16 protein-coding genes are annotated in these 19,867 nt (G+C 61.3%); 6 read left to right on the top strand and 10 right to left on the bottom strand.

What is annotated here, in order from left to right; all coding sequences use genetic code 11:
• Nucleotides 1-5: 5 nt before the first annotated feature.
• The 7 genes from AC1D2N_RS09760 to AC1D2N_RS09730 all read right to left on the bottom strand — a co-directional run bounded on the left by AC1D2N_RS09760 (nucleotide 6) and on the right by AC1D2N_RS09730 (nucleotide 8,853).
• Nucleotides 6-2,456 carry a GcvT family protein gene (locus AC1D2N_RS09760; RefSeq protein WP_130653366.1) on the bottom strand — a complete coding sequence of 817 codons (2,451 nt, stop codon included), beginning with the start codon at nucleotides 2,454-2,456 and terminating at the stop codon, nucleotides 6-8.
• A complete protein-coding gene (locus AC1D2N_RS09755; RefSeq protein ID WP_130653365.1) occupies nucleotides 2,457-3,332 on the bottom strand; it encodes a phosphotransferase in 876 nt (291 codons plus the stop codon).
• A gap of 182 nt (nucleotides 3,333-3,514) precedes the next feature.
• Complete coding sequence (locus tag AC1D2N_RS09750) at nucleotides 3,515-4,591, bottom strand: ABC transporter ATP-binding protein (protein WP_018244232.1); 1,077 nt, start codon at nucleotides 4,589-4,591, stop codon at nucleotides 3,515-3,517.
• A gap of 32 nt (nucleotides 4,592-4,623) precedes the next feature.
• Nucleotides 4,624-5,721, bottom strand: a complete 1,098-nt coding sequence (locus AC1D2N_RS09745) for a Gfo/Idh/MocA family protein (RefSeq protein ID WP_197728277.1) — start codon at nucleotides 5,719-5,721, stop codon at nucleotides 4,624-4,626.
• Nucleotides 5,721-6,608 carry a carbohydrate ABC transporter permease gene (locus AC1D2N_RS09740; RefSeq protein ID WP_027682265.1) on the bottom strand — a complete coding sequence of 296 codons (888 nt, stop codon included), beginning with the start codon at nucleotides 6,606-6,608 and terminating at the stop codon, nucleotides 5,721-5,723. The genes AC1D2N_RS09745 and AC1D2N_RS09740 overlap by 1 nt, the downstream gene beginning before the upstream one ends.
• Nucleotides 6,601-7,560: a carbohydrate ABC transporter permease gene (locus AC1D2N_RS09735; RefSeq protein WP_018244229.1), complete on the bottom strand. Its 960-nt coding sequence runs from the start codon at nucleotides 7,558-7,560 to the stop codon at nucleotides 6,601-6,603. Before AC1D2N_RS09735 ends, AC1D2N_RS09740 begins: the two co-directional genes overlap by 8 nt.
• 6 nt (nucleotides 7,561-7,566) lie before the next feature.
• Nucleotides 7,567-8,853, bottom strand: coding sequence for an ABC transporter substrate-binding protein (locus AC1D2N_RS09730; RefSeq protein ID WP_026230929.1), 1,287 nt, complete (start codon nucleotides 8,851-8,853; stop codon nucleotides 7,567-7,569).
• A gap of 198 nt (nucleotides 8,854-9,051) precedes the next feature.
• Between AC1D2N_RS09730 and AC1D2N_RS09725 the strand changes: the two genes are divergently transcribed.
• From AC1D2N_RS09725 to AC1D2N_RS09705, 5 genes are all read left to right on the top strand, one after another.
• Nucleotides 9,052-9,729 carry a TetR/AcrR family transcriptional regulator gene (locus tag AC1D2N_RS09725; protein WP_130653363.1) on the top strand — a complete coding sequence of 226 codons (678 nt, stop codon included), beginning with the start codon at nucleotides 9,052-9,054 and terminating at the stop codon, nucleotides 9,727-9,729.
• A 142-nt stretch (nucleotides 9,730-9,871) separates the two neighbouring features.
• Nucleotides 9,872-11,020, top strand: coding sequence for a Gfo/Idh/MocA family protein (locus AC1D2N_RS09720; protein WP_130653362.1), 1,149 nt, complete (start codon nucleotides 9,872-9,874; stop codon nucleotides 11,018-11,020).
• Nucleotides 11,021-11,023: 3 nt separating this feature from the next.
• A complete protein-coding gene (locus AC1D2N_RS09715; protein ID WP_130653361.1) occupies nucleotides 11,024-12,187 on the top strand; it encodes a dihydrodipicolinate synthase family protein in 1,164 nt (387 codons plus the stop codon).
• A gap of 28 nt (nucleotides 12,188-12,215) precedes the next feature.
• Nucleotides 12,216-13,040 (top strand): sugar phosphate isomerase/epimerase family protein, encoded by an 825-nt coding sequence (locus tag AC1D2N_RS09710; protein WP_047617656.1) that lies wholly within the window; start codon nucleotides 12,216-12,218, stop codon nucleotides 13,038-13,040.
• 154 nt (nucleotides 13,041-13,194) lie between these two features.
• Nucleotides 13,195-14,472, top strand: a complete 1,278-nt coding sequence (locus AC1D2N_RS09705; RefSeq protein ID WP_130653360.1) for a Gfo/Idh/MocA family protein — start codon at nucleotides 13,195-13,197, stop codon at nucleotides 14,470-14,472.
• Between the two features lie 29 nt (nucleotides 14,473-14,501).
• Here the strand turns inward: AC1D2N_RS09705 and AC1D2N_RS09700 are convergent, their stop codons facing one another.
• Genes AC1D2N_RS09700 through AC1D2N_RS09690 form a run of 3 tightly spaced genes read right to left on the bottom strand, consistent with a single transcriptional unit; the run spans nucleotide 14,502 to nucleotide 18,403 of the window.
• Nucleotides 14,502-15,512 (bottom strand): hydroxyacid dehydrogenase, encoded by a 1,011-nt coding sequence (locus AC1D2N_RS09700; RefSeq protein WP_018244222.1) that lies wholly within the window; start codon nucleotides 15,510-15,512, stop codon nucleotides 14,502-14,504.
• Complete coding sequence (locus AC1D2N_RS09695) at nucleotides 15,509-17,365, bottom strand: DUF2264 domain-containing protein (RefSeq protein ID WP_130653359.1); 1,857 nt, start codon at nucleotides 17,363-17,365, stop codon at nucleotides 15,509-15,511. The genes AC1D2N_RS09700 and AC1D2N_RS09695 overlap by 4 nt, the downstream gene beginning before the upstream one ends.
• 9 nt (nucleotides 17,366-17,374) lie before the next feature.
• Entirely contained in the window at nucleotides 17,375-18,403 is a 1,029-nt protein-coding gene (locus AC1D2N_RS09690) for a LacI family DNA-binding transcriptional regulator (RefSeq protein WP_047617662.1), read from the bottom strand.
• A 144-nt stretch (nucleotides 18,404-18,547) separates the two neighbouring features.
• Between AC1D2N_RS09690 and AC1D2N_RS09685 the strand changes: the two genes are divergently transcribed.
• The gene (locus AC1D2N_RS09685; protein WP_130653358.1) at nucleotides 18,548-19,834 is read left to right on the top strand and encodes an ABC transporter substrate-binding protein; all 1,287 of its coding nucleotides are present in this window, start codon (nucleotides 18,548-18,550) and stop codon (nucleotides 19,832-19,834) included.
• Nucleotides 19,835-19,867 lie beyond the last annotated feature (33 nt).

Raw genomic sequence — 19,867 nt, 5'->3', positions numbered from 1 at the left:
TCGCGCTACGCCTTGATGCGCGCCATATCCGGATCGTAGAGTGGCGACAGCGAGACCTTGCAGGGGATGCGTTCCCGCGCGACATCAAGCTCATAGGTGCCGGAGAGGACGAAATCCTCGGTCACGCCGTCGGGGCTGCGGACGTAGCCGTAGCCGATCGGCTTGCCCAGCGTATAGCCGAAGCCGCCGCTCGACAGCCAGCCGACGCGCTTGCCGTCGCGATAGATCGTTTCACGGCCGAGCAGCACAGCATCGGCATCCTCCGGAATGAAGCAGGCGAGGCGCTTCTTCACCCCGCCCGCAAGCTGCCGTTCGATCGCCTCACGGCCGCGGAACGGAATATTCTTTCGCATCTTCACCGCCCAGCCGAGACCGGCTTCAACAGGCGTATGGTCGGGACCGATGTCTGATCCCCAGGCGCGATAACCCTTTTCCAGGCGGCAGCTCTCAATGGCGCGGTAGCCGGCATTGACGAGGCCGAGCTCGCCGCCTGATGCCATCAGCACGTCATAGACCGTGGTCGCATACTCGATGGGAACATGCAGTTCGTAGCCGAGCTCGCCGACATAGGTGATGCGCAGCGCCCGCACCGGGCAGCCCGATATGCCGATGGTCCTGACCTTGCCGAAGGGGAAGGCAGCATTCGAGACATCGCTGCCCGTTACCTTTTCCAGCACGGCGCGCGAATTCGGTCCCATCAGCGACAGCACGGAATAGGCTGAGGTGACGTCGACCAGCTCGGCATGCATCGCCGCCGGGATATTGCGTGCGATCCAGTCGAAGTCATGGGTGGCGAAGCCGGTACCGGTGACGATGTAATATTCGTTCTCGGCGATGCGGGCGACCGTCACGTCGCATTCGATGCCGCCCTTGTCGTTCAGCATCTGCGTGTAGACAAGCGATCCCACAGGCCTTGCGACATCGTTGGCGGCGATCCAGGACAGCGCTGCCTCGGCATCCCTGCCCTTCAGCACGAATTTGGCAAAGGAGGTCTGGTCGAAGATGACGGCCGCTTCGCGCACGGCCTTATGCTCGCGGCCGACGGCGTCGAACCAGTTCTGCCTGGTGTAGCTGTAGATATCCTTCGGCTCCTCGTTGGCGAAGAGATCGGCAAACCAGTTCGGCCTTTCCCAGCCAAGCTTTTCGCCGAAACAGGCGCCCTGCGCCTTCAGCCGGTCATAGAGCGGCGATTTGCGGCAGGGGCGGCCGCTCGAATGTTCCTCGAACGGCCAGGCCATGGTGTAATGTTTGCCATAGGCTTCGAGCGTGCGTGTCCGCACCCAGTCGGCATCGAAATGCGGCCGGCCGAAACGGCGGATATCGACCGGCCAGAGATCATAAGGCGGTTCGCCCTTTGTCACCCATTCGGCAAGCGCCATGCCGGCGCCGCCAGCCGAGGCGATGCCGAAGGCGTTGAAACCAGCGCCGACGAAGAAATTCTTCAGCTCCGGGGCCTCGCCGAGAATGAAGTTACCATCCGGCGTGAAGCTTTCCGGGCCGTTCAGCAGCTGCTTGACGCCGACATTTTCCAGCGCCGGGACGCGGCCGAGTGCCTGTTCCATGATCTGTTCGAAATGGTCGAAATTGCTGTCGAGCAGCGTGTAGTGGAAACCCTCGGGGATGCCGCTCTTTGCCCAGGGAATGGGGTTCGGCTCGTAGCCGCCCATGACGATGCCCCCGACCTCCTCCTTATAGTAGGTCAGGCGATCGGGATCGCGCAGCGTCGGCAGGTTGGAGGGCACGCCGAAGGATTCGGTGATGATGTATTGATGCTCGACGGAGACCAGCGGTACGTTGACGCCGAAGCGGGCGGCGAAGGCGCGCGTCCATTGGCCGGCGCAGACGACGACGCGCTCGCATTCGATGCGCCCTTGCGCCGTGACGACGGCGCGGATCTTTCCCTTGTCGATTTCAAGGTCGAGGACTTCCATATCCTCGAAGATCGAAACGCCTGACATGCGGGCGCCCTTTGCCAGCGCCTGGGTGATGTCGGAGGGATTGGCCTGGCCGTCGGTTGGGAGGAAGGCGGCGCCGACGAGATCGTCTGTTGTCATTAGCGGCCAGAAATCGAAGGCTTCCTGCGGGGTCAGCAACTGCATTTCGAGGCCGAAGGACTGGGCGGTGGTCGCCTGGCGCCTGACCTCGGTCCAGCGTTCCTCGTTGCAGGCAAGGCGCAGGCCGCCATTCATCTTCCAGCCGGTGCCGAGACCCGTTTCCTCTTCCAGCCGCTTGTAGAGATCGACCGAATAGCCAAGAAGCTGGGTGATGTTGGCGCTGGTGCGCAGCTGGCCGACGAGGCCGGCGGCGTGGAAGGTGGTGCCCGAGGTAAGCTTCTTGCGCTCCAGCAACACGGTATCGGTCCAGCCAAGCTTGCCGAGATGATAGGCCGTCGAGCAGCCGATGATGCCGCCGCCGATAACCACGGCTTTCGCCGTCTTCGGTAATTCCTTCGTCATTTATTGTTCCTGTTCAAAGGCTTGATAGGCGCGCTCGAAGCGCGCGAGATTTTCGGCCGTGTAGCCGGCGTAATCGAAATCAATGGTGGAATGAATTTCCGAAATCATGCTCCAGAGCGCCTCGCGCAACAGCGAGGCGCATTTCATCGCGGCATAGCGCCTGCTGAGATTATCGGTCAGCGGCTGGTCGAAATAGGTCTCCAGCATCGCGCGCTCGGCCGCCTCCGGGAGTTCGTTGTTGGAGGCCAATCCGCCAAGATCGAAAAGCGGCGTGTTGAAACCGGCATAGTCCCAGTCGATCAGCCAGAGCCGCTTGCCGTCATCGAGAAAGTTGGCGGCCAGCAGATCGTTGTGGCCGAAGGCGATCTCGAAAGGTCCTGCCGCTTCTTCCAACATATCAGCCCTGCCGACGAGCCCCGGCAGCAACGGAAGATAGGCGCTCTTCGACGCCTTCAGATTGGCGGCGTAGTCGCGGATGACGTGGAAGACCCAGAAGATCATCGCCTGGCCGCGGAAATGCCGGGCGATGTCGCGATGGCAAGCGCGGACCAGCGGCACGACCTGGGCCAGCATTTGCGGCCTCCTGATATCCTCCGGCGAAAGCGCTCTCGCCTCGATATATTCGAGCACCAGGACGCCCGGCGAATGGTGGATGACCGCCGGCGAAATACCGGCTGCATGGGCGGCACGGCTTGCGGCAAGCTCGTTCTGCCGGCTGATGTGGTGGATCGGAATATCGGTGCCGAGCCTGACCACGCAGCGCGCGACGGCGTCGCTGACCAGATAATTCCTGTTGGTGATGCCGCCTGCTATCGGCGAGATTTCGATCGGGCCCTGCCAGATACCAAGCGCATGAATCCTATCTTCAGGCGTCATGCTTATCCCCCAGAGCATGATGCCGAAAAGTGTGAGCGGTTTTCGGACGACATCATGCTCTAACTATTTAACTTAGAACAGGATTCAGATTTTAGGCCGACCCGGCCTAAAATCATCCTGTTCTAGCGACCCCTGTCGAAATGATGGGGCAGAGGAGGATCTGATGTCAAGCGGCGGTGCGCTTAGATCGTCTTGCCGGCGGCATCGAAGACGTGGCAGCGGGCCGGATCGAAGGAAGCCTTCACATTGGCGCCGCGCTCCACCTTCTGCTGGCCGTCAAGCGCGACGGTCAGGAGCTGGTTATCCGGCGTGGTGGTGTAGAGCATGGTGGCGCCGCCGAGATTTTCAACGAGATCGACGTTGACGGTCGATAGCGCGATTGCACCTTCGGCCAGCGAAAGATGCTCGGGACGGATGCCGAAGGTGACGTCCTCTCCCGCCCCGCCGTTCAGGCGGCGCGGCAGGCGGACGGAATTGCCGCAGACATGGATGCTGGTTTCGGCCTCGCCGACCTGCTCGATGCGGGCCTTCAGGAAATTCATCTTCGGGCTGCCGATGAAACCGGCGACGAAGCGGTTGGCCGGATTGTTATAGAGATCGAGCGGCGCGCCGACCTGCTCGATACGGCCGGAATTCAACACCACGATCTTGTCCGCCATCGTCATGGCTTCGACCTGGTCATGGGTGACATAGATCATCGTATTGCCGAGGCTGCGGTGCAGGCGGGAGATCTCGACGCGCATCTGCACGCGCAGTTCGGCATCGAGGTTCGACAGCGGCTCGTCGAACAGGAATATCCGCGGCTCGCGCACGATGGCGCGGCCGATCGCGACACGCTGGCGCTGGCCGCCGGAGAGCGCCTTCGGCTTGCGCTCCAACAGCTTCTCGATCTGCAGGATCTCGGCGGCGCGCTTCACCTTCGGCTGGATCTCGGCCTTCTTGTAACCCGCCGTCTCCAGGCCGAAGGCGAGGTTCTTGTAAACCGACATATGGGGATAGAGAGCATAGGACTGGAAGACCATGGCGATGCCGCGCTTGGCGGGCGCCACCTCGTTCATGCGCTCGCTGTCGAGCAAAAGCGCGCCGCCCGATATCTCCTCGAGACCGGCGATCATGCGCAGAAGGGTCGATTTTCCGCAGCCGGAGGGGCCGACGAAAACGACGAATTCGCCGGGATCGATCGTCAGGTCGATGCCATGGATCACATCCATCGCGCCGTAGCGCTTCTCGACCTTCTGAAGAACGACACTGGTTGCCATCTTCTCAAAACCCTCTCGTTTTATTTTGTCGGTTACTTCGTTCTTGCGCGCCAATCGGCGTATTTCGGACTGTCGGGGCCGACCGGCAGCGGCACGTCAGCGCCGCTGTCGGAAGACTGGTAGATGGCGGTGACGAGTTCCAGCGCGCGGCGGGCGTCCCGGCTCGTTACCGGCAGCGGCGCATGGCCGCTCAAAAAGGCATGAAACTGGCCCATCTGCGTGGTGAAACGCGGCGCGACCGGTTGCCAGTCGCCGACCACCCGGTCGATCTGTTTCCGGACGTCGTCATTCGCGGCAATGATCTTCCAGGGATCCTTACCTGGCGTATAGGGCTCGTGGCTGCTTTCGAAAGTGACATTCTCGAAATGCAGCCTGAGCCGGCTAATCTGCTCCTGCGAACCAAGGGTGCAGGAAAGCGAGACAAAGGCGCCGTTTTCCATCAGCAGGCTGGCGGAGGCACAATCCTCAACCTCGATATCATTGACACGGGTGGCGACGCGGCCGAAGACCCTTGCAGCCGGTCCCATCAGATGCATCAGCATGTCGTGCAGGTGCAGGGCATGGGTGACGAGCACGCCGCCGAGTTCCGTCGCCCATTTGCCGCGCCAGGGTACGGCGTAATATTCCGGTTTGCGCAGCCAGAAGGTTTCGACCGAAGCGGTATAGGGTTTGCCGGCAATACCGGCGTCAATGATCCGCTTGGCCTTCTGGATGCCATCGCCGTAGCGATATTGGAAGATCGGCATCAGCACGCCCTTGGCGGTCTTTTCCGCTTCCATGATGATATCGACGGCAGCAAGCGAGCCCGTCAGCGGCTTTTCGCAGACGACATGTTTACCGGCAGCCAGGGCTGCGACCACCTGTTCCAGATGGATGCCGGGAGGGGTGCAGATATCGATGATGTCGATCGTGTCGTCGGCCAACAGCTCCGCAAAGGAAGTCGTGCGCCGTTCGATGCCGAACTCGTCGCCGACCGCCGCCATGCGCTGCTCGTTGAGGTCGCAGATCGCCACGACCTTGAACTTATCGGAATGCGGCAGATAACCTTCGACGATGTGGGAGCGGCCGATACCGCAACCAACGATCGCGACCGTCCTGATGCTCATGTCGCTCTTTCCCGTTATCGCCATCAACGCTTCATGCCCGTTGTGGCGATGCCCTCGATCAGCAGGCGCTGGAAGAACAGGAAGAAGAAGAAGACCGGCACGAGCGTCAGTGTCGACATGGCGAACAAACCGCCCCAATCCGATGCACTGGTAGAATCCACGAAAGTGCGCAGGCCGAGCTGGATCGTGTAGGTGTTCATATCGTTCAGGTAGATCAGCGGACCGAAGAAATCGTCCCAGGTCCAGATGAAGGAGAAGATGGCGGCCGTTGCCAAAACCGGCAGCGATAGCGGCAGCATGATCTTCCAATAGATGCGCCAAGCGCTGCAGCCATCCATCATCGCCGCCTCATCGAGTTCGCGCGGGATGCCGCGGAAGAACTGCACCATGAGGAAGATGAAGAAGGCATCGCTTGCCAGGAACTTCGGCACAACAAGCGGCAGGATGGTGTTCACCCAGCCGAGGTTGAGGAAGAGTACATATTGCGGGATCAGCGTCACATGGTAGGGGATCATCAACGTGCCGAGCATGATCGCGAACCAGAAGTTTCGGCCGGCAAAACGCAGCCGCGCGAAGGCGAAGGCGGTCAGCGAACAGGCGATGACATTACCCGTCACCACCAGCAGCGAAATGACGAGCGAATTCCAGAAGAACCGGCCGAAGCTGACATCGAGACCGACCCAACCGCGCGCATAGGAGGAGAGATCGATCGACGACGGGATGAGCGAGGTCGACGAGAAGATCTCGTTTTCCGGCCTTACCGATGCCGAAACCATCCACAACAGCGGATAGAGCATGAGAAGTGAAGCGGCGATCAGCAGGGCGTGGATGATGAGCGACGCCGGCAGGCTGCGTTTGGTGATGTCGGATGGCGGCCTGGCCGCAGTGACGGAAGCGGTCATCTCAGTCATCGTAGTGCACCCAATAACGTGAGGTCAGGAAGGAGAAGGCGGTGAAGATCGCGATGATCACCACCAGGATCCAGGCGAGTGCCGAGGCGTAGCCCATGCGGAAATTGCCGAAGGCTTCCTGATAGAGGTAGAGCGTGTAGAAGAGCGTCGAATTGATCGGACCGCCCGTGCCGCCGGAGATGATGAAGGCTGGTGTGAATGCCTTGAAGGCTTCAATCGTCTGGACGACGGCGTTGAAGAAGATCACCGGGGTCAGAAGTGGCAGCGTGATCTTGTAGAATTGCCGGAACTTCGAGGCGCCGTCGAGGCTGGCGGCCTCATACATATCCTGCGGGATCTGGCGCAGGCCGGCCAGGAAAATAATCATCGGCGAGCCGAACTGCCAGACGGACAGAGCCACCAGCGTGTAGATCGAATAGTTCGGATGCGAGATCCAGCTCGGGCCTTCGATGCCGAAATGTGAGAGTGCGGCATTGACGAGGCCATCGCTGGCGAAAAGCTGACGCCAGAGCACGGCGATCGCCACGCTGCCGCCCAGCAATGAGGGGAGATAGAAGATGGCGCGGTAGATCGACAGCCCACGCAGGCCGCGATTCAGGGCCATGGCGACCAGCAAGGCGAAGGTCAGTTTGAACGGCACCGAGAAGACGACATAAGTCAGGGTGACGTGCATGGCGGCCGAGAATTTCGGATCGGCCGTGGCGATGCGCACATAATTCGCCATTCCCACCCACCTCGGCGACTGCAGCATGTCGAAGTCGGTGAAGGAGAGGTAGAGCGAAATCAGGGCCGGCCCGAGCGTCAGCCCGAAAAAGCCGATGAGCCACGGAAGAAGGAAGAGATAGCCGGGAGCATTGGCATTCCAGAGACGCCTGAAGCGTCCTTCGGCCACGGCCCCCTGATATCTTTCCACATTTATGGCCCCTGCGGGCGTGCGCATCGCATTGCTCATACGGGATCAGCCTCGTGCGAGAATCTGCGTGATTTCATCGACAAGCTGTTTGCCGCCATCGGAAGGAGATACCTGTCCAAAGGCCACTTGTTCGGCGATGTTGCGTAGGGTCAGCTCGCCTTCACCGGCGCCGGCGGGCGGTGGCGGCGGCAATTTGCCGGCGAGTTCGCCAAGGCCGCTGACATAGGCCAGCGCAATCTTGCCGTTCTCGTCGAGCTTCGCCGCGACGACCTCACGCATGGCGCTCGATTCGGGAATGCCGCGTTCGACATCCAGAAGCAGCGCTGCCTCGGGGTCCTTGACGAAGAAATTGACGTAGTCCACGGCCAGGTCCACAGCTTTCGACTGGGCGGAGACCGAGAAGAACATCGACGGCTTGCGGTAGTGGCCGCCCTTCGAATCCGCCTTGACCCGCATGTAGTTGGTCAGCGCCAGCTTGTCCTTGTTCATTGCCTGATAGGCGACGAACTGGTTGGAATGGGCGAAACCAGCGGCCGACTTGCCGAGCGATACCGTGTTGGTTTCGATATCGTTCTTATCGAGGGCCTGGACATCGGCAGGAACGCAGGCGCCGGCAGCCCGGAACTTGGCCCACATGTCGTACCATTCCGAGGCATCGTCCACGCCGAAGGCGATCTTGCCGTCGGCAGTATAAAGCGCCTTGCCGCGCTGACGCAGCCAATTTTCAAACAGCGGTTCACCGCCGCTGCCGTCGGCCATGCCGAACATGCCCTTGCGTTTGCCCGCCTTGGTGATCTCCGCACCGATGCGGCCGAATTCTTCCCAGGTGGTTGCCTGGGTCGGCAGATCGACGCCGGCCTCCTTGAAGGCAGTGGTGTTCAGGACCGTGGCCGCCGAATTCGCCCCGAGGCTGACGCCGTAGAGGTGGCCGTCGACACTGCCGCCTTCGATCTGCGCCTTGTCGAAATCGTCGAGGTTGAGCTTGGCCGGCATATAGGATTCGAGCGGGGCGAGCGCGCCGCGCCGCGCATACTGGACGATATAGCGATAGTCCATCTGGATGACATCGGGCGCGTTGCGGCCGGCGACCTGGGTCGCAAGGCGCGGCCAGTAGTCGCCCCAGCCGAGGAATTCGCCGGTGATCGACGTGCCCGGCTTCTTCGTCTGATAGAGCTGCGATACCTTGTTGGTGCGATCCGCGCGTGGCTGCGAGCCCCACCACAGGAGACGCAGGCGCGTTTCCTGTGCCAAAGCGCTGGTTCCCAGCGCCGAGAGCGAAAGAAGCGTCGCTCCTCCCGCAACGAAATTACGTCTGCTTACACGTAGGCTCATTTTTTCCTCCTCCAAAGGGAAGCGCCTCCACACGCTTCCGAAACCTAGTTACCCTTGCATAAATAACTAATTGGTTACAAGCTACGGGCAAAGCGGCGAGCGTGTCAAGCGGTGTCGCTCGCGGGCCCTTCAAATTCGGTTTTTACAATTTCGCACCGAAGGCTTATGAGCGCAACATGTGAAGACGGAGGTGGAGAGATGAACGACAGCGGGGAGAATGGGGCAAAGAAACGGTCTCGACGCCCGGTCGCGGAACGGACGGCCCACCGCGATCCGGAGCGGACACGCGCTGCGATCCTCGAAGCGGCAACCCGGGAATTCGCTGAAAACGGCATGGGTGGGGCTCGCGTCGATGCGATCGCCGAGCGCGCCGGCACCAACAAGCGGATGCTCTATCATTATTTCGGCGACAAGGAGCAGCTCTACCTCAAGGTGCTCGAAGAAGCCTATGTCGGCATCCGCACCGCCGAGCGAGCGCTTCATATCGGCGACCGCAGCCCGGAGGAAGGCATCGGCGAACTGGCACTCTTCACCTGGCGTTATTTTCTCCAGCATCCGGAATTTCTCAGCCTGCTCGGCACGGAAAATCTGCATCGCGCCCGCTGGCTGCGTCAGTCCGTCCGGCTCAAAGAACTGCATTCACATTTGATCGGCGAGCTTTCTCAAGTGCTCGAGCAGGGAAAGAAGCAGGGCGTCTTCATCCAGACCGCCGATCCCCTGCATGTCTACCTGACGATCGCCTCGCTCGGTTATTTCTACCTTTCCAACCAGTACACGCTGTCGACGATCTTCGGCCGCGACCTGATCGAGCCGACCCATCTCAATGCCTGGGAGAGGCATATCGTCCACGTCACGCTCGCCTCGATCAAGCGCTAGAGCCTTTCCTGGTCTCGAAAATCGGATTTGACTCTTGACAGCCGCTCCGATCTTCTGCCATCAAGTAACTGTTTAGTTACCGGCTTGGGAGGGCCGGGCCAGGATGCCCGCTCCCGCCGCAAAAGATTGCTGGGAGGAAAAAATGGCACGTTTGGGGATCATCTTGCACGGCGTCACCGGCCGCATGGGGTACAATCAGCACCTGGTGCGTTCGATTCTCGCTTTCCGCGACCAGGGCGGCATCACGCTCAAATCGGGCGAGAAACTCGAGATCGACCCGATCATCGTCGGCCGCAACGGCGCCAAAATGGACGAGTTGGCAAAGAAGCACGGCATCAAGCGCTGGTCGACCGATCTCGATGCGGCTCTTGCCAATCCCGACGACACGATCTTCTTCGACGCCGGCACGACGCTGATGCGGGCCGAGCTGCTGTCCAAGGCGCTCGATGCCGGCAAGCATGTCTATTGCGAAAAGCCGATCTCCGACGATCTGCAGGTGGCACTCGATCTTGCGCGCAAGGCGCGCGGCTCCGGCCTCAAGCACGGCGTCGTGCAGGACAAGCTCTTCCTGCCCGGCCTGCGCAAGCTGGCGCTGCTCAGGGATTCCGGCTTCTTCGGCAAGATCCTCTCGGTGCGCGGCGAATTCGGCTACTGGGTTTTCGAAGGCGATTGGGGCGTGCCGGCTCAACGCCCGTCCTGGAACTATCGCAAAGGCGACGGCGGCGGCATCATTCTCGACATGCTCTGCCACTGGCGCTACGTGCTCGACAATCTGTTCGGGGAGGTCAAGGCTGTCTCCTGCCTCGGCGCCACTCATATCGGCCAGCGCATCGACGAGCAGGGCAAGCCCTATAATTGCGACACGGACGATGCGGCCTATGCGACCTTCGAGCTCGAAGGCGGCGCGATCGCGCAGATCAATTCCTCCTGGGCCGTTCGCGTCCGCCGCGACGACCTTGTCACCTTCCAGGTCGACGGCACACATGGTTCGGCCGTCGCCGGCCTGACGAAATGCTGGAGCCAGCACCGCGTCAACACGCCGAAACCGGTCTGGAACCCGGACCAGCCGCAAACGATCAACTTCTACAAGACCTGGGACGAGGTTCCTGACACGCAGCCATTCGACAACGGCTTCAAGGCCCAGTGGGAAATGTTCATCCGCCATGTCGTCGAAGATGCGCCGTGGCCCTATGGCCTGGAAGCCGGCGCCAAGGGCGTACAGCTTGCCGAACTCGGCCTGAAATCATGGGCCGAGCGCCGCTGGCTCGATGTTCCCGCACTGGAGTTCTGAGCCGTGACGACGATCAATCTCCCTCTTGACGGCAAGATCGTCCGCTACACGCTGACCGGCACGCCGATCGCGCTCGCCAAGCGCGACGCCAAGGCCTTTCCACGCATCGCCTTTGCCGCCGCCCATGTCGTCGCCGATCCGCTCGCCGACAACGATCCGTGGCTGACGCCGGCGATCGATTGGGAGCGGACGCTCGCTTTCCGCCACCGGCTCTGGGATCTCGGCCTCGGCGTTGCCGAAGCGATGGATACGGCGCAGCGCGGCATGGGCCTCGGCTGGCCGGATGCGCGCGACCTCATCCGCCGGGCGCTCAGTGAGGCGGCCGGCCGCAAGGACGCGCTGATCGCCTGCGGCGCCGGCACCGACCATCTGACGCCGGGACCTGACGTCACTATCGACACGATCCTCAGAGCCTATGAGGAGCAGATCGAAACGGTGGAGGCGGCCGGCGGCCGCATCATCCTGATGGCGAGCCGGGCGCTTGCCGCCGCCGCCAAAGGGCCGGACGACTATGTAAGCGTCTATGACCGCATCCTTCGCCAGGTCAAGGAACCCGTCATCATCCATTGGCTCGGGGAAATGTTCGATCCGGCGCTCGAAGGTTATTGGGGCAACAGGGATCATATCCAAGCCATGTCCACCTGCCTTGAGGTGATCGAAGCCCATGCCGACAAGGTCGACGGCATCAAGATCTCGCTGCTCTCCAAGGAGAAGGAAGTGGCGATGCGCCGCCGGCTGCCGAAAGGCGTGCGTATGTATACGGGCGACGATTTCAACTATGCCGAACTGATTGCCGGCGACGAAGAAGGCCATTCCGACGCGCTGCTCGGCATTTTCGATGCGATCGCGCCGGCAGCCTCGGCAGCCCTCGAAGCGCTCGGCCGCAAGAGCAACCATGAATTCTTCGATCTGCTGGAGCCGACCGTGCCGCTGTCGCGCCACATCTTCAAGGCGCCGACCCGCTTCTACAAGACCGGCGTCGTCTTCCTCGCCTATCTCAACGGCCTGCAGGACCATTTCGTCATGGTCGGCGGCCAGCAGAGCACGCGCTCGCTGACGCATCTGGCCGAACTCTTCCGCCTGGCCGACAAGGCACGGGTTCTGGCAGATCCCGAACTTGCCGCAAGCCGCATGCGCCAGGTGCTCGCCGTCCACGGCGTCAACTGAAGCGTTGAGGTGATGGGAGGAGAATGACATGCAGGTCGAAGGGCTTTCGATCAATCTGGCGACGATCCGCGAACAGTGCGGCTTTGCGCAGGCCGTCGATATCTGCCTGAAACACGGCATCACCGCGATCGCGCCCTGGCGCGACCAGGTTGCCAAGGTCGGTCTCGATGAAGCGGTGCGTATCGTCAAATCGAACGGGATCAAGCTGACCGGGCTTTGCCGCGGCGGCTTCTTCCCGGCGGCAAACGATGCCGACTGGCAGAAAAATCTCGACGACAACAGGCGTGCCATCGACGAGGCGGCGGCATTTTCAGCCGATTGCCTCGTGCTCGTCGTCGGCGGCCTGCCGGGCAGTTCGAAGGACATCGTCGCCGCCCGGCAGATGGTGTTCGACGGCATCGCCGCCGTGCTGCCGCATGCGCAGGCCTCGGGTGTAAAGCTCGCTATCGAGCCGCTGCATCCAATGTATGCCGCCGACCGTGCCTGCGTGAATACACTCGGCCAGGCGCTCGACATGTGCGAGCAGCTCGGGGAGGATGTCGGCGTTGCTGTCGATGTCTATCATGTCTGGTGGGACCCCGATCTTGCCAACCAGATTGCCCGCGCCGGGCGCATGAAACGCATCTTTGCCCATCACATCTGCGACTGGCTGGTGCCGACAAAGGACATGCTGCTCGACCGCGGCATGATGGGCGATGGTGTGATCGACCTCAAAGGCATAAGACGGATGGTGGAGACCGCCGGTTTCTTCGGCGCGCAGGAGGTGGAGATCTTTTCGGCCGAAAACTGGTGGAAACGCCCGGCCGAGGAAGTGATCGCCACCTGCGTCGAGCGCTTCAGGAGCTGCTGCTAAAGCATGTCGCACAAAAGTGTGCAGCGGTTTTGCGACCATGATGTGCGAAAAACCAAAGACCTGAAGCGCGGGCCACGCGAATCTGAAAGATCGCGACGCGCTTTAGGCCTGATTTTCAGTATTTGTTTCATCACGCATGCAGGAGGATCATTCGATGGAAAAACGCCGTTTTGCCCTGATCGGTACGGGAAACCGCGGCACCACCATGTGGGGCAAGGATCTGCTTGCCGGCTGGCGCGAGCATGTCGACCTGACCGCGATCGTCGAGAAGAATTCGCTGCGCGGGGAACGCGCGCGCAACATGATCGGCAGCAATGCACCGCTCTACGAAAACATCGATTCGATGCTCAACGAGCAGAAGCCGGATCTGGTCATCGTCTGTACGCCCGACCATACGCATGACGACATTGTCGTGCGGGCGCTGGAGTCCGGCATCGACGTCATTACCGAAAAGCCAATGACGACCTCGGTCGAAAAGATTCGCCGGATTCTGGATGCCGAAAAGCGCACGGGTCGCCGGGTCGATGTGTCCTTCAACTATCGCTATGCGCCGACGGCTGCGAAGATCAAGGAACTGCTGAATGCCGGCGAAATCGGCCGGGTCACCTCGGTCGACTTCCACTGGTATCTGAACACCAAGCACGGCGCCGACTACTTCCGCCGCTGGCATGCCTATACGGAAAATTCCGGCAGTCTGTTCGTCCACAAGGCGACCCATCATTTCGATCTGCTGAATTGGTATCTCGACAGCGATCCCGACGCCGTCACCTCCTTCGCCGACCTGCAGAATTACGGTCGCAAGGGCCCGTTCCGCGGCCCGCGCTGCAAGCTCTGTCCGCACACGCATGAATGCGACTACTACCTCGATCTCGAGGCCGATCCCTTCCTCGATTCACTCTACGAGGATCCCTCGAAGATCGACGGCTACTTCAGAGACGGCTGCGTCTTCCGCGAGGACATAGACATTCCTGATACGATGGTGGTGTCGCTCCGTTACCGCAACAACGTCCATGTCTCTTATTCGCTGAACACTTTCCAACCGATCGAAGGCCACCACCTTGCCTTCAACGGCACCAAAGGGCGCATCGAGCTTCGTCAATATGAGGCCCAGCCCTGGGAAGAGCCGAAGGAGGACACCATCCTCCTCATCCGCAATTTCCCGAACGGCAAAGAGGCGGTGGAGCGCATCGTCGTTCCGCATTTCACAGGCGGCCACTACGGCGGCGACGACCGGATGCGCAATATGATTTTCAAACCCGATATTGAAGACAGGCTCGCCCAGCGCGCCGGCACGCGGGCGGGCGCCATGTCCGTGCTTTGCGGCATTGCCGCGCTGACGAGTTCGCGCACCGGCAAGTTGGTCAACATTGCCGATCTCATGCCCGAACTTGCCAATGACGGTTCGCCAAATTCGCTGAGGACGTCGCGCTGATACCTGTTGCCTAAGCCCCTTGACGCGCCTCAGGCGATGTTTTCGAGATTTGCCTGATGGATCTGGTAGAGCAGCGGCTGACCGGTCACGAAGCGCTCGATCTCGTCCACGGCCATCTCGCCGAGGCGCGCCCGTTCCAATCCGATAGCGCCGGCAATATGCGGTGTCAGAAAGACGTTCGGCAGATCGTAGAAAGCAGAACCCGCCTCCGGGATCTCCGGATCGGTGACATCGAGGACCGCGTCGATACGGCCGGTCTTGAGCGTCGAAAGCAGCGCGGCCTCATCGATGAGAATGCCGCGCGCCGTGTTGACGAGCGTCGCGCCGTCCTTCATCAGCGACAGCCTTCGCGCATCGATCATATGCCGCGTCGACGGCAGCGACGGCGCATGCAGGGAAACGATGTCCGCTTGCCGCATCAGTTCGTCGAGATCGACCTTTTCCGTTCCGAGGCCGGCTGCCTCGGCGGCATCAAGCGTCGGATCGGCGAGCAGCAGTCTATAATCAAAGGGTTTCAAGAGCTCGATGACGCGCCGGCCGATGCGCGAAGCGCCGACGATGCCAACGGTGCGGCGGTAATTTCCGATCGCTTCGCGCTGCATCGGATGGGTGCGGTTGCGGTTTCGATCGGCGACGTAGAGATCGCGGAAACGGAAAACGCGCTTGCCGGCGAAGATGATCGCCGCCAGCGTGAATTCGGCCACCGGCACGGCATTGGCCTCGGCCGAATGGCTGACCGGGATACCGGCTTCGAAGATGGCGTCGTCTATGACGCCTTTGACCGTGCCCGCCGCATGGACGATGAGCTTAAGATGCGGCGCGGCGGCGAGGATTTCGGGCCCGACATAGGGCCCGCCCCAGCCGGTGATCAGGATTTCGGCTTGGGCCAGCAGACGTCTCGCACGCTCGTCGTCGAAGCGCTGCAGCGGTTTGGGATCCAGCAGGCGACCGATGCCACTCAGCCGGCGCAGGACCTCATCCGGCAGCACATGCTCCGTGCGCGACGGTTGCATGGCAAAGACGATGGCCGGCTGGCTCATGGCATCTGTCCCGGCGCTTCGATGGCGCTGACTGTCACGCCCTTTTCCTTCACTAGGGCCTCCAGCGCTGCAATGTCAGGCGCTTTCGGCGGGTTCGTCCAGACAGACGAGACAGCAGCGGGATCGTCAAGTGCCAGCACTGCCGTCACCAGGATGGTTTCACCGGCCGAAATCTGCCCGCGCAGCTGCGGCACGAGGGTTTTCGCGACGATCACATTGGTGTTGGGCATTGCCTTCTGGACAAGCCCCGAACGTTTGACCGAAGAGCCGAGATCGAGAATGCCGGTGAAATCGGCTTCGCCGATCGCATAGGCAACCCCATTCGACGCGGATAGCGTATCCAGCTCGAAATCCCGGCGGCCGATGGCAAATCCGCCTTCGGCAATCCGCAACGGCCGGCTTGTCCTGATCCGGTGGAAGCGGATGTGCCAGGGTGCGACCGGCACGAGCCAGGTTTCGACGTCGACATCTGGGAAAGGCGACCACTTCGCATAGAGCACGTCACCTGCGAGCCTGGCTTCCTCGTTCGTTTCGCGCACGCGGTAGTGAAGGCCGTCATCGCTGAAGGCAAGCGCTGAATCGAAGGCGGCAAGCGCAAAGGCACGCTCATCGGCCTCGACACTGAAGCCGTATCGAGCGGAATAAGCAAACTTCGCATATTTTTCCGTGCCCCACCGCATCTGCAGGTTTTCCTGGCCGGAAGACAGCGCCACGACATCGCCGCCCGCCCGCATGATCACCATGCCGGGATGACGCTGGGGAACGATGTCAGGCGCCTGCTCCGGCACTTTTTCCTTCGCCGTCCAGAATGGGTGATCCTCAGCGATCGCCAGCGGCAGGAAGGCCTTGAAGGCCCAGTAGGGCGAGCCGGCGGAATTGTAACTCTCCGACATCAGCAGGTTCGGATAGCCGAAGCCGATCGACAGCACGCCGTCGCGATCGGCAATCGGCTTGTCCTTCCACCAGCGCAGATGCTGCAGGCAGAGATGCTTGACCTCGCCCCAGGGCAGAGCCTCGACATCGGCAAAGGCGAGCGCGGACCAGAAGCCGGCGCAGGCAAAACGATAGGTCAGGCTGCGGCCGAAGGGGATCGTCGCCCCGTCAGCGGCAAACCAGTGCCGGAAATCCCGGGCGAAGAGGACCGCGCGCTCGCGGTAGCGCTTTGCATAATCGTCATCGACGAGCTTCGAATAGATCAGGCCATAGAAATGCATGGCGAAGGGAATGTAGTGGTCGATACGGCGCACGTTTCCGTCGCGATACCAGCCGTCGCCGATATAAAAGCCTTCGAGCTCCTCAAGATATTGCCGCGTCAGGCTGCGGTCGAAATCGGCGCCGAGACGATCGAGCGCGATATCGACGAAGATCCGGAAGAATTTCCAGTTGTTGTCAGCATAATCGAACTGCCTGACATGCTTGAGATAGGCGACGACATTGCTGCGGGCGCGCGCATCGAGCGGTTCCCAGATTTTTTCGGGCACCAGCGCCAGGGCAAAACCGAGAGCGGCAAGCTCAACCATCCGCTGATCGCGGCCATTGACCGTTCCCCAATATTCCGGATGGGCGGGATCGGTGCCATTTGCGAGACCCTCGGCGAAACGATGCCAATGGGCGAAGTCGCCCTTGCCTGCGCCAAGCGGCGCTAATCCCCAGAGCGGGCGGGCGAACCCTTCGAGATCGGCCGCTGCCCGGTCGAAATGGGCGCCGCCGCCATTGAGGGTGACGCGGGCATTGCCGTTCGAGAAACAGGCAAGCAGCGGATCAAAGAGCGCAAGCAGCGCACGGCTCATATCGGCGCGGGTTTCCAGCGGATTGCCTGCGAGCGGGTTGGCGCTGGCGGGATCATAGGTCATCGGCATCACTCACGGGTTTTCGATGTTCGGAACGGTTCCTCCCGGAATGGGAATGACCGCCTGGCAGATATGGCGCGCAGCGGCCGTCCTGTTGCGGAAGCGGGACAGCATCAGCGAAACGGCTTCGCGCCCGAGGGCAGCGCGGTCGACGCGCATGGTGGAAAGCTGCGGACTTGTCATCAGCGCGCAGGGCAGATCGTCGAAACCGACAATCGCGAAATCCTCCGGCACATGCAGCCCGGCCTCGGTGACGGCTTCGAGCACGCCGACGGCGATAAAATCATTCATACAGAAAGCGGCGGTAAAACCGGCATCCTCGGCAAGTGCGGCGGCGGTGCGTTCATGCGCCTCCCGGCTGGCGCTGCCGTCAAGGGTCAGGGACACGAGACGGCCCTCTGCGCCGGGGACGGCGGCGATCGCCGCCTCGAAGCCCCGCACGCGCTCCCGGATCGTGTGGCGGTGGGAGCCGCTCAGATGCAGGATCCGACGATGGCCGGCCTCGGTCAGCCGGCGGGTGGCCTCGTAGGCGCCAAAGAAATTAGCCGGCGAAACGCCGTCAAACTGCATCCTTGGATCGGTGCCGTTGACAAGAACGGTCGGTGTCATGCTGGCTTGCAGCCAGCCACGCAACGTCTCGTTCGGATCGATACCGACGAGAAAGAGACCTTCAGCTCCCGCGGTCTGCATATAGTCGCGCACGGCATCCGGCGTGATACGATCTTCGCGGACCAGCCGGACGTCGAAGGGCATGCCCGCTTCCGCAGCGCCGGCGCGCAGGCCGTCGACGATCGCTTCATAGAAGACGCTGAGAGTGCCGGTGACGCCGTCGCTGGCAATCAACGCCAGCCCGCCGGCAACGGCTTCGGAAGCCGGTTTGACGGGATAGCCGTTCTCGGCTGCCACCTTCAATATCTGGCGCCGGACGGTATCGCTGATACCAGGTTCGTTGGCGAGCACGCGCGACACCGTGGAAACGGAAACGCCGGCCAATGTGGCTATATCGGCCTGACGCGGCCGTCTGATCTTTTGGTCGTTCATAGGCAAACATTATGCAAATAATGCAAATTTGCAAGAAAATGGTTGCTTCTTGCAATAAAATTTTTTTTGCGTAATCTGTTTGCCGAAGTGCTCGATAATGCCGTTGGAGGATGGCAGCGGGCAGTTGGGACAAGGAGGAATATCATGCCGGTCAATCGCCGTTCATTTCTGATGGGTTCAGCCGGTGCGGCCGCCGGTCTCGCCCTCGGTGCCGGAAGCGCCATTCCGGCCTTTGCCGAAGACGCACAGCTGCGTGCCATGTGGTGGGGGTCCAACGACCGCGCCAAGCGTACGCTCGATGTTGCCAAGCTTTATCAGTCGAAGACGCCTGGCGTCACTCTGGTCGGCGAATCGCTGTCGGGCGACGGCTACTGGACGAAACTCGCAACGCAGATGGCCGGCCGCTCGATCGCCGACATCTTCCAACTCGAGCCAGGAACAATCTCAGACTATTCGAAGCGCGGCGCCTGCCTGCCGCTCGATGAATTCGTCCCCTCGACGCTGAACGTTCAGTCCTTTGGCGCCGACATGCTGAAACTGACCACCATTGACGGCAAGCTCTATGGTGTTGGCCTCGGCCTCAACTCCTTCTCGATGTTCTTCGACACAGTCGAATTCGAAAAGGCAGGCATCCCGTTGCCGACGCCCGACCTCACCTGGGAGGAGTACGCCAAGCTCGCCGTAGAACTCGCCAAGTCTTCCGGCAAGGGCGGCGGCCCCTATGCGGCGCGCTACAACTATGTGTTCGATGCCTGGCTGCGCCAGCGCGGCAAGAGCCTCTTTGCGAGGGAAAGCGTGGGGCTCGGCTTCACGGCCGACGATGCCAGGGAATGGTTCGACTACTGGGAGAAACTGCGTAAGGCGGGCGGCACCGTTGCTGCCGACGTGCAGACCCTCGATCAAAACACCATCGACACCAATTGCCTTGGTCTCGGCAAATCGGTGATCGGCATGGCCTATTCAAACCAGATGGTCGGCTATCAGCTGATCATCAAGAACAAGCTTGGCATCACCATGCTGCCGCGTGAAAAGAAGGGCGGACCATCCGGCCATTATTACCGTCCGGCACTGATCTGGAGTGTGGGCGCTACGACCAAGCAGGGCGAAGCTGCCGCGAAGTTCATCAGCTTCTTTGTCAATGATCCCGAAGCCGGCAAGATTCTCGGTGTGGAACGCGGCGTGCCAATGTCGCCTACCGTCCGTGAAGCCATCCTGCCGCAACTCAACCCGACGGAGCAGGAAACGGTCAAATACGTGAACCTGCTCAAGGATCAGGTCGGCGAGTATCCGCCGCCGGTGCCGATGGGCGCAACCCAATTCGACCAGCGCGTGCTGCGCCCGATTTGTGACGAACTCGCCTTCGAACGGATATCGCCCGCCGATGCGGCGACCCGGCTCATCGAAGAGGGTAAGGCAACGATCAAGGGATGATCGGTCGCCCGACATGAGGAGAGGCCCGCAACA

The sequence above is a fragment of the Rhizobium sp. P1_B8 genome, from assembly GCF_056406515.1.
Note: the sequence above shows the minus strand (reverse complement) of the source record. Positions and strands in the feature narration are given on the sequence as shown.

Excerpts from the sequence above, each read along its gene's own strand:
- AC1D2N_RS09730 (WP_026230929.1), bottom strand. The coding sequence starts at position 8,853 with ATGAGCCTACGTGTAAGCAGACGTAATTTCGTTGCGGGAGGAGCGACG.
- AC1D2N_RS09720 (WP_130653362.1), top strand. The coding sequence starts at position 9,872 with ATGGCACGTTTGGGGATCATCTTGCACGGCGTCACCGGCCGCATGGGG.
- AC1D2N_RS09695 (WP_130653359.1), bottom strand. The coding sequence starts at position 17,365 with ATGACCTATGATCCCGCCAGCGCCAACCCGCTCGCAGGCAATCCGCTG.
- AC1D2N_RS09755 (WP_130653365.1), bottom strand. The coding sequence starts at position 3,332 with ATGACGCCTGAAGATAGGATTCATGCGCTTGGTATCTGGCAGGGCCCG.
- AC1D2N_RS09700 (WP_018244222.1), bottom strand. The coding sequence starts at position 15,512 with ATGAGCCAGCCGGCCATCGTCTTTGCCATGCAACCGTCGCGCACGGAG.
- AC1D2N_RS09735 (WP_018244229.1), bottom strand. The coding sequence starts at position 7,560 with ATGAGCAATGCGATGCGCACGCCCGCAGGGGCCATAAATGTGGAAAGA.
- AC1D2N_RS09705 (WP_130653360.1), top strand. The coding sequence starts at position 13,195 with ATGGAAAAACGCCGTTTTGCCCTGATCGGTACGGGAAACCGCGGCACC.
- AC1D2N_RS09740 (WP_027682265.1), bottom strand. The coding sequence starts at position 6,608 with ATGACTGAGATGACCGCTTCCGTCACTGCGGCCAGGCCGCCATCCGAC.
- AC1D2N_RS09685 (WP_130653358.1), top strand. The coding sequence starts at position 18,548 with ATGCCGGTCAATCGCCGTTCATTTCTGATGGGTTCAGCCGGTGCGGCC.
- AC1D2N_RS09745 (WP_197728277.1), bottom strand. The coding sequence starts at position 5,721 with ATGGCGATAACGGGAAAGAGCGACATGAGCATCAGGACGGTCGCGATC.
- AC1D2N_RS09690 (WP_047617662.1), bottom strand. The coding sequence starts at position 18,403 with ATGAACGACCAAAAGATCAGACGGCCGCGTCAGGCCGATATAGCCACA.
- AC1D2N_RS09725 (WP_130653363.1), top strand. The coding sequence starts at position 9,052 with ATGAACGACAGCGGGGAGAATGGGGCAAAGAAACGGTCTCGACGCCCG.
- AC1D2N_RS09710 (WP_047617656.1), top strand. The coding sequence starts at position 12,216 with ATGCAGGTCGAAGGGCTTTCGATCAATCTGGCGACGATCCGCGAACAG.
- AC1D2N_RS09750 (WP_018244232.1), bottom strand. The coding sequence starts at position 4,591 with ATGGCAACCAGTGTCGTTCTTCAGAAGGTCGAGAAGCGCTACGGCGCG.
- AC1D2N_RS09760 (WP_130653366.1), bottom strand. The coding sequence starts at position 2,456 with ATGACGAAGGAATTACCGAAGACGGCGAAAGCCGTGGTTATCGGCGGC.